Annotated in this window: 9 protein-coding genes; 7 read left to right on the top strand and 2 right to left on the bottom strand. The window is 74.3% G+C overall.

Features of this window, described 5'->3' with window-relative positions:
* Positions 1 to 8: 8 nt before the first annotated feature.
* From trpC to trpA, 3 genes are read left to right on the top strand one after another with little or no spacing between them, the layout of a single operon-like run.
* Positions 9 to 812 carry an indole-3-glycerol phosphate synthase TrpC gene (gene trpC, locus MicB006_RS16995; RefSeq protein WP_192900302.1) on the top strand — a complete coding sequence of 268 codons (804 nt, stop codon included), beginning with the start codon at positions 9 to 11 and terminating at the stop codon, positions 810 to 812.
* Positions 813 to 847: 35 nt separating this feature from the next.
* Entirely contained in the window at positions 848 to 2,074 is a 1,227-nt protein-coding gene (trpB, locus tag MicB006_RS16990) for a tryptophan synthase subunit beta (RefSeq protein ID WP_116507398.1), read from the top strand.
* Between the two features lie 4 nt (positions 2,075 to 2,078).
* Positions 2,079 to 2,882, top strand: a complete 804-nt coding sequence (gene trpA / locus MicB006_RS16985; RefSeq protein WP_116507397.1) for a tryptophan synthase subunit alpha — start codon at positions 2,079 to 2,081, stop codon at positions 2,880 to 2,882.
* Positions 2,883 to 3,005: 123 nt separating this feature from the next.
* On the opposite strand, the gene MicB006_RS16980 is transcribed toward trpA, so the two are convergent.
* Complete coding sequence (locus MicB006_RS16980; protein ID WP_116507395.1) at positions 3,006 to 3,539, bottom strand: NUDIX hydrolase; 534 nt, start codon at positions 3,537 to 3,539, stop codon at positions 3,006 to 3,008.
* 102 nt (positions 3,540 to 3,641) lie between these two features.
* Here MicB006_RS16980 and lgt point away from each other — a divergent pair, with 102 nt between their 5' ends.
* Positions 3,642 to 4,883 carry a prolipoprotein diacylglyceryl transferase gene (lgt, locus tag MicB006_RS16975; protein ID WP_116507393.1) on the top strand — a complete coding sequence of 414 codons (1,242 nt, stop codon included), beginning with the start codon at positions 3,642 to 3,644 and terminating at the stop codon, positions 4,881 to 4,883.
* Between the two features lie 11 nt (positions 4,884 to 4,894).
* Positions 4,895 to 6,082, top strand: a complete 1,188-nt coding sequence (locus MicB006_RS16970; RefSeq protein ID WP_116507391.1) for an NAD(P)/FAD-dependent oxidoreductase — start codon at positions 4,895 to 4,897, stop codon at positions 6,080 to 6,082.
* 75 nt (positions 6,083 to 6,157) lie between these two features.
* On the opposite strand, the gene MicB006_RS16965 is transcribed toward MicB006_RS16970, so the two are convergent.
* Entirely contained in the window at positions 6,158 to 7,000 is an 843-nt protein-coding gene (locus tag MicB006_RS16965; protein WP_116507390.1) for a GNAT family N-acetyltransferase, read from the bottom strand.
* A gap of 145 nt (positions 7,001 to 7,145) precedes the next feature.
* Between MicB006_RS16965 and gltB the strand changes: the two genes are divergently transcribed.
* The gene (gene gltB, locus MicB006_RS16960; protein ID WP_116507388.1) at positions 7,146 to 11,804 is read left to right on the top strand and encodes a glutamate synthase large subunit; all 4,659 of its coding nucleotides are present in this window, start codon (positions 7,146 to 7,148) and stop codon (positions 11,802 to 11,804) included.
* Complete coding sequence (locus MicB006_RS16955; protein WP_116507386.1) at positions 11,797 to 13,302, top strand: glutamate synthase subunit beta; 1,506 nt, start codon at positions 11,797 to 11,799, stop codon at positions 13,300 to 13,302. The genes gltB and MicB006_RS16955 overlap by 8 nt, the downstream gene beginning before the upstream one ends.
* Positions 13,303 to 13,405: the final 103 nt, after the last annotated feature.

Raw genomic sequence — 13,405 nt, 5'->3', positions numbered from 1 at the left:
CCGCAGGGGTGCTCGACGAGATCCTGGCCGGCGTACGCGAGGACCTGGCCCGGCGCCAGGAGCAGGTTCCGCTGGAGCGGATCCGTGAACTGGCCGCCGCCGCGCCGCCACCGCTGGACGCGTACGCGGCCCTGCGCCGCCCTGGCGTGGCCGTGATCGCCGAGGTGAAGCGCTCGTCGCCGTCCAAGGGGCGGCTGGCCGAGATCGCCGACCCGGCGGACCTGGCCGGTGACTACGCGGCCGGGGGAGCGCGGGCGATCAGCGTGCTCACCGAGGGCCGCTGGTTCGGCGGGTCGCTCGACGACCTGGCGGCGGTGCGGGCCGCGGTGAACGTGCCGGTGCTGCGCAAGGACTTCGTCGTCTCCAGCTACCAGGTGCACGAGGCCCGCGCGCACGGCGCCGACCTGGTGCTGCTGATCGTCGCCGCGCTGGAGCAGAACGTGCTGGTCGGGCTGCTGGAGCGGATCGAGTCGCTGGGCATGACGGCGCTCGTCGAGGTGCACACCGAGGAGGAGGCGGACCGCGCCCTGGAGGCCGGCGCCCAGGTCATCGGCGTCAACGCCCGTGACCTGCGTACGCTGGAGGTCGACCGCTCGGTGTTCGAGCGGATCGCGCCCGGCCTGCCGAGCAGCGTCGTCAAGATCGCCGAGTCCGGCGTGCGTGGCCCGCACGACCTGATCCGGTACGCCTCGGCCGGCGCCGACGCCGTCCTGGTGGGCGAGGGCCTGGTCACCCAGAAGAGCCCGCGCGAAGCGGTCGCCGAGCTGGTGAACGCCGGCAACCACCCGGCCACGCCCCGCCCGGTGCGCTGAGCCGCCGGGCCACCCGATCCGAGAGGACGCCCGCGATGAGCGCCGTACCCGCAGCCGGCCAGGTTCCCGACGCCGCCGGTCACTTCGGCCGGTTCGGCGGCCGGTTCGTCCCCGAGGCGCTCGTCGCCGCGCTGGACGAGCTGGACGCGGCGTACCGCAAGGCGATGGGCGACGAGGACTTCCTCGCCGAGTTCGACTCGTTGCTGCGTGACTACGCCGGGACGCCCTCGATGCTCTACGAGGCCCGGCGCTTCTCCGCGCAGATCGGCGCGCGGGTCCTGCTCAAGCGCGAGGACCTCAACCACACCGGCGCGCACAAGGTCCGCAACGTGCTGGGCCAGGCGCTGCTCACCAAGCGGATGGGCAAGCAGCGGGTGATCGCGGAGACCGGCGCCGGCCAGCACGGCGTGGCCACCGCCACCGCCGCCGCGCTGTTCGACCTGGAATGCGTCGTCTACATGGGCCAGGTGGACACCGAGCGGCAGGCGCTCAACGTGGCCCGGATGCGGATGCTCGGCGCCACTGTCGTCCCGGTGACCGCCGGCTCGCGCACGCTCAAGGACGCGATGAACGAGGCGATGCGGGACTGGGTCGCCAACGTCGACAGCACCCACTACCTGATCGGCACCGCCGCCGGACCGCACCCGTTCCCGGAGATGGTCCGCGACTTCGTGCGCGGCATCGGCGTGGAGGCCCGCCAGCAGTGCCTGGACCTGACCGGCACGCTGCCGGACGCGGTCGCGGCCTGCGTCGGCGGCGGCTCCAACGCGCTCGGCATCTTCCACGCGTTCGTGCCGGACGCCGGGGTGCGCCTCTACGGCTTCGAGGCCGGCGGCGAGGGCGTCGACACCGGCCGGCACGCCGCCAGCATCACCGGCGGCTCGTCGGGCGTGCTGCACGGCACCCGCACGTACGTCCTGCAGGACGCCGACGGGCAGACCATCGAGTCGCACTCGATCTCGGCCGGCCTGGACTACCCGGGCGTCGGGCCGGAGCACGCCTGGCTGCACGACACCGGCCGGGCCACCTACCTGCCGGTCGACGACGCCGACGCGATGGCCGCGTTCGAGCTGCTCTGCCGCACCGAGGGCGTGATCCCGGCGATCGAGAGCGCGCACGCGCTCGCCGGCGCCCGCGCGATCGCCCCCCGGCTCGCCGAGGAGCTGGGCCGCGAGCCGTTGATCGTGGTCAACCTGTCCGGCCGGGGCGACAAGGACGTGCACACCGCCGGCGCGTACTTCGGCATCCTCGACAAGGAGTGACAGCGTGAGCCGCATCGGGGTCGCCTTCGACAAGGCGCGCGCGGACGGACGGGCCGTGCTGGTCGGCTGCATGCCGGCGGGCTTCCCGACCGTCGAGGGCAGCATCGCCGCCATGAAGGCCATGGTCGAGGCGGGCGTGGACGTCATCGAGGTGGAGATCCCGTACTCCGACCCGGTGATGGACGGCCCGGTCATCCAGAAGGCGAGCGACATCGCGCTCGCCGGTGGCGTCCGCGTCGCGGACACGCTGCGCGCCGTCGAGGCGGTCGCCGCGACCGGGGCGAGCGTGGTCACCATGACCTACTGGAACCCGATCGAGCAGTACGGCGTGGACGCGTTCGCCCGCGACATGGCCGCCGCCGGTGGCACCGGCCTGGTCACCCCGGACCTGATCCCCGACGAGGCCGCCGAGTGGCTGGCCGCCTCGGACGCGCACGGCCTGGACCGGACGTTCCTGGTCTCCCCGTCCTCGACCGACGCGCGTCTGCGGATGACCGCCGAGCACTGCCGTGGCTTCGTCTACGCCACCGCGATCATGGGTGTCACCGGCGCCCGGGCGCAGACCTCCGAGGCGGCCCCGGTGCTGGTCTCCCGGCTGCGCGAGGTCACCGAGATCCCGGTCGGCGTCGGGCTGGGCGTGGGCACCGGCGCGCAGGCCGCCACCGTCGCCGGGTACGCCGACGCGGTGATCGTGGGCAGCGCGCTGGTCCGCTGCGTGCTGGACGCCCCGGACCAGGCCACCGGCCTGACCGCCCTGCGCAAGCTCAGCGCCGAACTGGCCGAGGGCGTCCGCAACCCGGCCCGCTGACGCCCTGCTCCACACCGTTGCCACCTGCTTGATCGACTCCATTTCGCCGAGTTGGCGTGGTCCAGGACGCCGGGACACCGCCACTCCGCCGAACTGGTGTCGATCAAGCGAGCGGGAGGGCGGTCAGCGCTTGCTGTCGGCCTGCTCGGACGCGCGCTGGCCGGGCGGGGCGGGCTGCCCGTCACCGGACGGCGTGAGCGCGTCACCGGAAGCGGTGTGGCGCAGCACGCCGGAGCGGCCGGCGAGCGCGTCCGCGATCGCCGCGCGCGTTGCGGGGGTCAGCACGTCGGGCAGTTCCTGCGGTGGCCACCACCGCGGCAGGCACCCGGCCGCCGGCTCGCTCAGCGGCTCGACGCCGGCCGGCCCGGCGCGGAACACGTGCACCAGCACGTCGGGGCGCGCGCCGCAGCGCCCGGCCGGTGGCGCGGGCGTCCGCGGGCCGATCACGCGGTAGAGGCCGACCAGGTCGACCGGCTCGACCGTCCAGCCCGTCTCCGCGCGGACCGCCCGGACGACGGCGTCCGCCGGGCTCTCGTCGTGGCGCAGCCGCCCGCCCGGCAGCGCCCAGCGACGCGCCCCGTCGGAGCGGCGGCAGAGCAGCAGCCGGCCCGACCCGTCGATGACGACCGCGGCGACCGCCCATGTGAGCGGGCTCATGGACAAAGAGCCTACGACCGCGCAAACCAGAAGTCATCCGACCCGCGCGGCAGGCCGACCGGGGTGCCGCACACACAGTCCGCACAGGTACCGTGTGCACCCGTGACCCTCGCCCCGATGACCCCACTGGCGGCCATGCCCAGCCCCAGCACCGCCGTCTGGCAGCTCGGTCCGGTTCCGATCCGGGCGTACGCGCTCTGCATCATCCTCGGCATCGTGGTGGCCTGCGTGGTCACCGAGTACCGGCTGCGCCGCCGCGGCGTCGCTCCGGGCGCGGTGCTCGACATCGCCGTCTGGGCGGTGCCGGCGGGCATCATCGGCGCGCGGATCTACCACGTGATCACGTCGCCGGAGAAATACTTCGGCGCCGGCGGTGAGCCGCTCAAGGCGCTCTACATCTGGGAGGGCGGGCTCGGCATCTGGGGCGCGGTGGCCGGTGGCGCGGTCGGCGCGTGGCTCGCCGCCCGGCAGCTCGGCATCCCGTTCACGGTGATCGCCGACGCGCTGGCGCCGGGGCTGCCGCTGGCACAGGCCGTCGGCCGGCTGGGCAACTGGTTCAACAACGAGCTGTACGGCGGGCGGACCACACTGCCCTGGGGTCTTGAGGTGCACGTGATGGACCCGGACAACCCGGGCCACGCGCTGCGCGACGACGCCGGCAACCCGGTGCTCCAGCCCGGGCTCTACCACCCGGCGTTCCTCTACGAGGCGCTCTGGAACGTCGGCGTCGCCGCGCTGGTGCTCTACCTCGACCGCAAGCTGCGGCTCGGCCGCGGCCGGGCGTTCGCGCTCTACGTGATGGGCTACACGGTGGGCCGGTTCTGGATCGAGCTGATGCGCACCGACGAGGCCAACCTCATCCTCGGCGTACGGCTCAACGTCTGGACCGCCGTGCTCGTCTTCCTCGGCGCGCTTGCCTACTTCGTCCGGGTCCGGGGCCCCCGCGAATACCTCGTGCCGGTGGGTGAGCCGGCCGCCGCGCCCACCCCGTCCGGGGACGTCTCCCAGGTCGACCTCTCCGCCCGGGAGGCCGCCGCCCGGCCGGTCGTGCCGGAGGGCTACCGGGTGGTGAGCGAGGAGCAGTTCGACACGTACCGCAAGACCGGCGTGCTGCCCCCGGCCGACGACGAGCGGGCCGAATCCCCGGACGACGACGCCACCACGGCCGAAGCGCCCGACGCCACCACGCCCGACGCCACTACGGCCGACGCGGACGACGCCGACCGCGCGGACGCCGACGGCGCCGACTCCGACACCGACTCCGGCCCGGAACGAACCGACGCCGAGCGCACGAACGCGGGCCGGGCCGACGCCGGCGCGCGCCCCACCGACCGGGACAGCTGAGCGGGGGAGTCATGCGCAGCGCGGTGGTGGTCGGCGCCGGACTCGGCGGGATGGCGGTGGCCGGCGTGCTGGCCCGCTCGGGATGGCAGGTCACGCTGCTGGAACGCGCCGACCGGGTCCGGCCGGAGGCGACCGCCGTGGTGCTCTGGCCCAACGGGGTGCGCGCGCTGCGCGCCCTCGGGCTGGGCGACGGGCTGGACGCGATCGCCACACCGCTGCCCGACGGCGGCGTGCGCCGCCCGGACGGGCACTGGCTGGTGCAGCCCCGGTCCACCCCGGCCGAGCGGATGCCGGTGGTGGTGCACCGGGAGGACCTGCACGACGCGCTCATCGCCGGCCTCGGTGACCGGGTCGAGCTGCGTACCGGCGTGACAGTGCGGACGGTGCGCGCCGCCTCCGGCGAGCGCCCGGCGGTGGGCGACGGCCGGCACACCTACGAGGCGGATCTGGTGGTGGCCGCCGACGGCGTGGACAGCGAGATCCGCAGGCAACTGGCGCCGGAGAGCTCGGTGGTCAGCTCCGGGTGCGCCGCGTGGCGGGCGGTCATCCCCTGGTACCGGGCCCCGCAGCTGCCCGACGACCAGCCGCTGCACGGCGAGACGCTGGGCGCCGGCTACCGGTTCCTGGCCGCCTCGCTCGGCGAGCGGGGCAACGCCGGGGCCTCCCGCCGGGGCGGCGTCTACTGGGTGGCCACCGCGGCGGGCGCGCCCCGCCCGGAGCCGCCCGAGGTCCAGCTCGCCCTGCTCAAACGCTGGTTCGCCGGCTGGCCCGCGCCGATCGGCACGCTGCTGGAGGCGACCGACCCGGACGACGTGGTGCAGCAGGAGATCCGCGAGCTGCGCCCGCTGCCGAAGGCGTACGGCTTCCCGGCCGGGCCGGGCGGCGTGGTGCTGCTCGGCGACGCCGCGCACGCCATGCCGCCGCACCTCGGCCAGGGCGCCTGCCTGGCGTTCGAGGACGCGGCGACGCTGGCCGGGCTGCTGCGGGAGTCGCGGCTGCCGGACGCGGTGACCGCGTACGACAGGCTGCGCCGCCCTCGCGCGGCCACGATGGTCCGGCAGACCCGGCGGATGTCGGCGGTCCTGCAGGCCCGGGGCCGGCTGGCGCTGCGCGCCCGCGACGCCGCCCTCGGCACGATCAGCCCCCGGATGCGCAACACGGCCGCCGCGGCGGCCGCCGCCTGGCAGCCGCCGTCCTGACCGCGTGCGGCCCGGTCCGCGCGCGGCCGTCCCGCGACGGCTCGGTCCCCGGCCGGCCGGCAGCCGGGTCAGTCCTCAGATGACCGCGGCGGGCTCGGCGATGCAGGCGGTGCCGATCCGGCGGAATCCGACCCGTAGGTAGACCCGGGCGATGTCCTCGCTGCCGGCGCTGAGGAAGATCAGCTCGGTGCCGGCGGCGCGCAGTTCCCGCGCGAGGGTGGCGGTCACCGCCGCGCCGAGGCCGCGCCGCCGCGCGGACGGCAGCGTGGCCACCCCGGCGATCTCCGCCACGTCGCCCACCCGCATGGCCATGCCGCTGGCGAGCGCGCCTTCCTCGGGCGTCCCGGCGAGCACGGAGACGCGCCGGCCGTCGGCGACCCGGGTCGCCTCCTCCTCCAGCGCGGCCACGTCCAGCCCGGCGACGGCGGCGTCCCGCTCGGCCGGTCCGGCCTCGCCGCGCGCGGTGCCGCCGTTGGCGAAGCCGACCGCGGCGACGGCCCGTCGCAGCGCGATGTCCGCGGCGAAGCCGGGCTCGGCGGGGTCCAGCACCCGCACCGGTACGTCGCTGAACGTCCCCGGTTCGGGCAGCCGCTCCGGTTCCAGCAGCATCAGCGGCGCCTCCAGCACGCTCAGCCCGGCCGAGCGGGCCACCGCCAGCAGGTCCGGCTGATGCTCGTGCACCCACTCGAACGCCTCCGGCAGGCCCAGCTCCCGTTGGCGGGCGCGGACCGCCGTGACGTCGGCGAGCGTGGGGTGCCCGGTGGCGTCGAGCCGGGGCCGGGCGTAGAACGGCCATCCGGCGCCTTCCCGGACGAAGAGCACCAGGGCGTCGTACTCCTCGCAGCGGGCCCCGTCGCGGGGCACCGCGTCGTAGAACCGCTCCAACCGGTCGAGTACGTCAGCGCGTGCGAGATCCACCGCGCGAGACTACACGTCCCAGCATCTGGAAGTGTGATCAATCTGAACTGGCCTTGCGCCGGAAGCCCTAACGTAGACTCAATAAACCGCAGAGGGCCGACGTCGTCCCCATCATGATCCATCCTGAGTGACGACAGGAGGCCCGGTGGCCTTTCCGTACCCTCACAGCCCGCAGTCGGCCCCACCGACGACCGGGCTCTACGACCCCGCGTACGAGCACGACGCCTGCGGTGTGGCCTTCGTGGCCGACCTGCACGGGCGGCGCTCGCACCAGGTCGTCGCGAACGGCCTCGGGGCCCTGTGCCGGCTGGACCACCGGGGCGCCCGGGGCGCGGAGCACAACACCGGGGACGGCGCCGGCATCATGATCCAGGTGCCGGACGCGTTCCTGCGCGCCACCGTCGACTTCCCGCTGCCCCCGGCCGGCCAGTACGCCACCGGTCTGGTGTTCCTGCCCGACGACGACGCGGCCGAGACCCGCGCCCGCCAGGTGGTCGACAAGTACGCGCTGGTCGAGGGCGCCGACGTGCTCGGCTGGCGCGAGGTGCCGACCGACCCGTCCGGGCTGGGGGAGACGGCCCTCGCGGCGATGCCCCGGGTCCGGCAGCTCTTCCTCTCCGCGCGCCGGCTGACCGACTCGCCCGCCGGCCCGGCCGGCTCCCCGCTGACCGGGCTCGACCTGGACCGGGTGGCGTTCTGCCTGCGCAAGCAGGTCGAGCGGGAGACCGCCGAGCGGGGCGTGCCGGCGTACTTCCCGTCGCTGTCCGGCCGCACCATGGTGTGGAAGGGCATGCTCACCCCGGACCAGCTCCCGGAGTTCTACCCGGAGCTGACCGACGAGCGGGTGGTCAGCGCCATCGCGCTGGTGCACTCCCGCTTCTCCACGAACACGTTCCCGTCCTGGCCGCTGGCGCACCCGTACCGGTTCATCGCGCACAACGGTGAGATCAACACGATCCGCGGCAACCGCAACTGGATGCAGGCCCGCGAGGCGCTGCTGCGCAGCCCGAATCTGCCCGGCAACATCCGCCGGGTCTTCCCGGTGTGCACCCCGGCGGCGTCCGACTCGGCGAACTTCGACGAGGTCCTGGAGCTGCTGCACCTGGCCGGGCGGAGCCTGCCGCACGCGGTGCTCATGATGATCCCCGAGGCGTGGGAGAACGACCCGGACATGCGCGCCGACAAGCGCGCGTTCTACCGCTTCCACGCCAGCCTGATGGAGCCGTGGGACGGCCCGGCCTCGGTGGCCTTCACCAACGGCGAGGTCGTCGGCGCGGTGCTCGACCGCAACGGGCTGCGCCCGGGCCGCTGGTGGCACACCGCCGACGGGCTTGTGGTGCTGGGCAGCGAGGCGGGCGTGCTCGACCTGGACCCGTCCACGGTGATCGCCAAGGGCCGGCTCCAGCCGGGCCGGATGTTCCTGGTCGACACCGTCAACGGCCGGATCGTCTCCGACGACGAGATCAAGACCGAGCTGGCCGCCGAGCAGCCGTACCAGGAGTGGCTGCACGCCGGCCTGATCGAGCTGGACGACCTGCCCGCCCGCGAGCACATCGTCTACACCCACGACTCGGTGCGCCGCCGCCAGCAGGTGTTCGGCTACACCGAGGAGGAGCTGAAGATCCTGCTCGGCCCGATGGCCCGCAGCGGCGCGGAGCCGATCGGCTCGATGGGCACCGACACGCCGATCGCCCCGCTGTCCACCCGGCCGCGGCTGCTCTACGACTACTTCCATCAGCTCTTCGCGCAGGTCACCAACCCGCCGCTGGACGCCATCCGGGAGGAGCTGGTGACCAGCCTGGCGTCCACGATCGGGCCGGAGGGCAACCTGCTGGACCCGGGTCCGGCGAGCTGCCGGCAGATCGTGCTGCCGTACCCGGTGATCGACAACGACGAGCTGGCCAAGATCCTCTCCATCGACGAGGACGGCGACCTGCCCGGCTTCAAGGCGGTCCGGGTCTCCGGGCTCTACCGCCTGCGCGACGGCGGCGCCGGCATCAAGGCCCGGCTGACCGAGATCTGCCGGCACGTCTCCGAGGCGATCGAGGACGGCGTCCGCATCCTGGTGCTCTCCGACCGGGACTCCAACGCCGACCTGGCCCCGATCCCGTCGCTGCTGCTCACCGCCGCGGTGCACCAGCACCTGGTCCGCGAGCAGACCCGTACTCAGGTGGCGCTGGTCGTCGAGTCCGGCGACTGCCGCGAGGTGCACCACGCGGCGGTGCTGATCGGGTACGGCGCGGCGGCTGTCAACCCGTACCTGGCCTTCGAGTCGGTCGAGGACATGATCTCCACCGGCGTGCTGGCCGGCGTCGACCGGGTCAAGGCGGTCCGCAACTACGTCAAGGCGCTCGGCAAGGGCGTCCTGAAGATCATGTCCAAGATGGGCATCTCTACCGTGTCGTCGTACTGCGGGGCGCAGGTCTTCGAGGCGGTCGGCCTGGAGACCCGCCTGGTCGACAGGTACTTCCGGGGCACGCCGAGCACCATCGGCGGCATCGGGCTGGCCGAGATCCACGCCGAGGTGGCGGCCCGGCACGCGCGGGCCTGGCCGGCGCCGGGCACGCAGGCGAACGACCGGCTGGAGGTCGGCGGCGAGTACCAGTGGCGCCGCGAGGGCGAGCTGCACCTGTTCAACCCGGAGACCGTCTTCCTGCTCCAGCACGCCACCCGCAGCCGTCAGTACGACGTGTTCCGGCAGTACACCGCCAAGGTCGACGAGCTGGCCGCGAAGGCGGGCTCGCTGCGCGGGCTGTTCACGCTGCGCACCGGCGTACGCCCGGCGGTTCCGCTGGACGAGGTCGAGCCGGCCACCGAGATCGTGAAGCGTTTCGCCACCGGCGCCATGTCGTACGGGTCGATCTCGGCGGAGGCGCACGAGACGCTCGCCATCGCGATGAACCGGCTCGGTGGCAAGTCCAACACCGGCGAGGGCGGCGAGGACGTCGAGCGGCTGCACGACCCGGCGCGCCGCTCCGCGGTCAAGCAGATCGCCAGCGGCCGCTTCGGCGTGACAAGCGAATACCTGGTCAACGCCGACGACCTCCAGATCAAGATGGCGCAGGGCGCGAAGCCCGGCGAGGGCGGGCAGCTGCCCGGCAACAAGGTCTGGCCGTGGATCGCCCGGACCCGGCACGCCACCCCCGGCGTCGGCCTGATCTCCCCGCCGCCGCACCACGACATCTACTCCATCGAGGACCTGGCCCAGCTCGTCCACGACCTGAAGTGCGTCAACCCGGCCGCCCGGGTGCACGTGAAGCTGGTCAGCGAGGTGGGCGTGGGCACCGTCGCGGCCGGCGTGGCCAAGCTCAAGGCCGACGTCATCCTGATCTCCGGGCACGACGGCGGCACCGGCGCGTCCCCGCTGAACTCGCTCAAGCACGCCGGCACCCCGTGGGAGCTGGGCCTGGCCGAGGCGCAGCAGACGCTGCTGCTCAACAAGCTGCGCGACCGGGTCACCGTGCAGGTCGACGGCCAGCTCAAGACCGGCCGGGACGTGCTGATCGCGGCGCTGCTCGGCGCCGAGGAGTTCGGGTTCGCCACCGCGCCGCTCATCGTCGAGGGCTGCGTGATGATGCGCGTGTGCCACCTGGACACCTGTCCGGTCGGCATCGCCACCCAGAACCCGGTGCTGCGCGAGCGCTTCACCGGCCGGCCCGAGTTCGTGGAGAACTTCTTCCTCTTCCTCGCCGAGGAGGTCCGCGGCTACCTGGCCGAGCTGGGCTTCCGCAGCATCGACGAGGCGATCGGGCACACCGAGCTGCTCGACGTGGTCGGCGCGATCGACCACTGGAAGGGCCACGGGCTCGACCTGAGCCGCGTGCTGCACCTGCCCGAACTGCCCGAGGGCGCGGCCCGGCGCGGTGTCCGCGCCCAGGACCACGGCCTCGACGCGGCGCTGGACAACCGGCTCATCGAGCTGGCCGGGCCGGCGCTGCGCGACAGCACCCCGGTCCGGGTCGAGGTCGAGGTGCGCAACGAGCACCGCAGCGTCGGCGCGATGCTCGGCGGCGAGGTGACCCGCCGCTTCGGCGGCGCCGGGCTGCCCGACGACACGATCGAGTTCCTGCTGCGCGGCACCGCCGGCCAGTCGTTCGGCGCGTTCCTGCCGCGCGGGGTCACGCTGCGCCTGCACGGCGACGCCAACGACTACGTCGGCAAGGGACTGTCCGGCGGGCGGATCGTGGTCCGGCCGGACACCGACGCGCCGTTCGTCGGCGTGGACGCCGCGCCGGGCCGCCGGGCCGAGGACCAGATCATCGCCGGCAACACCATCCTGTACGGCGCGACCGGCGGCGAGGTCTACCTGCGCGGCCGGGTGGGGGAGCGGTTCGCGGTGCGCAACTCCGGCGCGGTCGCGGTGGTCGAGGGCCTCGGCGACCACGGCTGCGAGTACATGACCGGCGGCACCGTCGTGGTGCTCGGGCCGACCGGGCGCAACTTCGCCGCCGGCATGTCCGGCGGCACCGCGTTCGTGCACCGGCTCGACCGGCGACTGGTGAACACCGAGCTGGTCGACCTGTCGCCGCTGCGCGACGAGGAACGCGACCGGCTGCACGAGCTGGTCCAGCGGCACTTCGCCGAGACGGACTCGGCGGTCGCCGAGGACCTGCTCAAGCGCTGGCCGCAGGCGGTGGAGGAGTTCACCGCAGTGGTGCCCCGGGACTACCGCCGGGTCATGGAGATCATGCGGGCCGCCGAAGCCGCCGGCCGAGACGTCGACGACGCGGTGATGAGCGCCCTCGCTCCCGCGCCGGTACCGCCCGCGCCCCGGGCGGTCGCCCAGGAGGTGGCTCGTGCCTGACCCGAACGGTTTCCTGCGCTACGACCGGCGGCTGCCCGCCCGCCGTCCGGTCCCGGTGCGGATCTCCGACTGGCGGGAGGTGTACCCGCCGGCCGGCGAGGAGCTGATCCGCGAGCAGGCCACCCGGTGCATGGACTGCGGCATCCCGTTCTGCCACGACGGCTGCCCGCTGGGCAACCGCATCCCGGACTGGAACGACCTGGTCCGCACCGGCAACTGGGACGCGGCGGTGGATTCGCTGCACGCCACCAACAACTTCCCCGAGTTCACCGGCCGGCTCTGCCCGGCACCGTGCGAGGCGGCCTGCGTGCTCGGCCTGGGCGGCCAGCAGCCCGTCACCATCAAGCAGGTCGAGGTGGAGATCGCCGACGCGGCGGTGGCCCGCGACGGCCTGCGGCCCCGGCCCGCGTCCGTGTCCACCGGCCGGTCGGTGGCGGTGGTCGGCTCCGGCCCGGCCGGGCTGGCCGCCGCGCAGCAGCTCGCCCGCGCCGGTCACACGGTCACCGTGTACGAGCGCGACGACGCGATCGGCGGGCTGCTCCGCTACGGCATCCCCGACTTCAAGCTGGAGAAGCAGCACATCGACAAGCGGCTGGCCCAGCTCACCGCCGAGGGCGTGCGGTTCCGTACCGGCGTCGAGGTCGGCGTCGAGGTGACCGCCGAGCAGTTGCGCGCCGAGCACGACGCGGTGCTGCTTGCCTGCGGCGCGTTGCAGGGCCGGGACACCCCGGAGACGCCGGGCCGGGCGCTGCGCGGCGTCCATCAGGCGATGGCGCACCTGGTCGCCGCGAACCGGGTCGTGGCAGCCGCCGGGGAGGGGAAGCCCGCCCTCGCGATGCTCCCCGACGGCACGCCGATCGACGCCGCCGGCAAGCACGTGGTGATCATCGGTGGTGGCGACACCGCCGCGGACTGCCTCGGCGTGGCGCACCGGCAGGGCGCGGCCGGCGTACACCAGCTCGACCTCTACCCGCAGCCGCCGTCGGAGCGGGACGCGGAGCGCGACCCGTGGCCGACCTGGCCGTGGGTGCTGCGCAACTACCCGGCGCACGAGGAGGGCGGCGACCGGGTCTTCGCGGTCGCCGTGCAGGAGTTTGTGGACGACGGCACCGGCCAGGTCCGCGCGGTCCGGATCGCCGAGGTGACGGTGGAGAAGGTGGACGGTCGCCGCATCGTCACCGCGCTGCCCGGCTCCGAGCGGGAGATCCCGGCCGACCTGGTGCTGCTCGCCATCGGCTTCGAGGGCACCGAGGAGCAGCCGCTGCTGGCGCAGTTCGGGGTGACCCGCAACGGCCGGGGCGCGATCGACTCCGGCCCGGACTGGCAGGCCACCGAAGGTGTCTTCGTCGCCGGCGACATGCACCGGGGCGCGTCGCTGATCGTCTGGGCGATCGCGGAGGGACGCGCCGCCGCGGCGGCGATCCACACGTACCTGGGTGGGGTGGGCGACCTGCCCGCCCCGGTCGACCCGGCCCGCCAGCCACTCGCCGCCAGGTGAAAGGAAGGGCCCCCTGTTAACGCCTCGGGTAGAGGAGGGGCCCTTCTTAACGCCCGCCGCCGCCGCGCGGCGCGTCGTCCGAACGGCGCGCCGAGCGGCGGCG

The sequence above is a fragment of the Micromonospora sp. B006 genome (genome assembly GCF_003408515.1).
Taxonomy (GTDB): domain Bacteria; phylum Actinomycetota; class Actinomycetes; order Mycobacteriales; family Micromonosporaceae; genus Micromonospora; species Micromonospora echinospora_A.
This window is presented reverse-complemented; position numbering and strand designations above follow the sequence as displayed.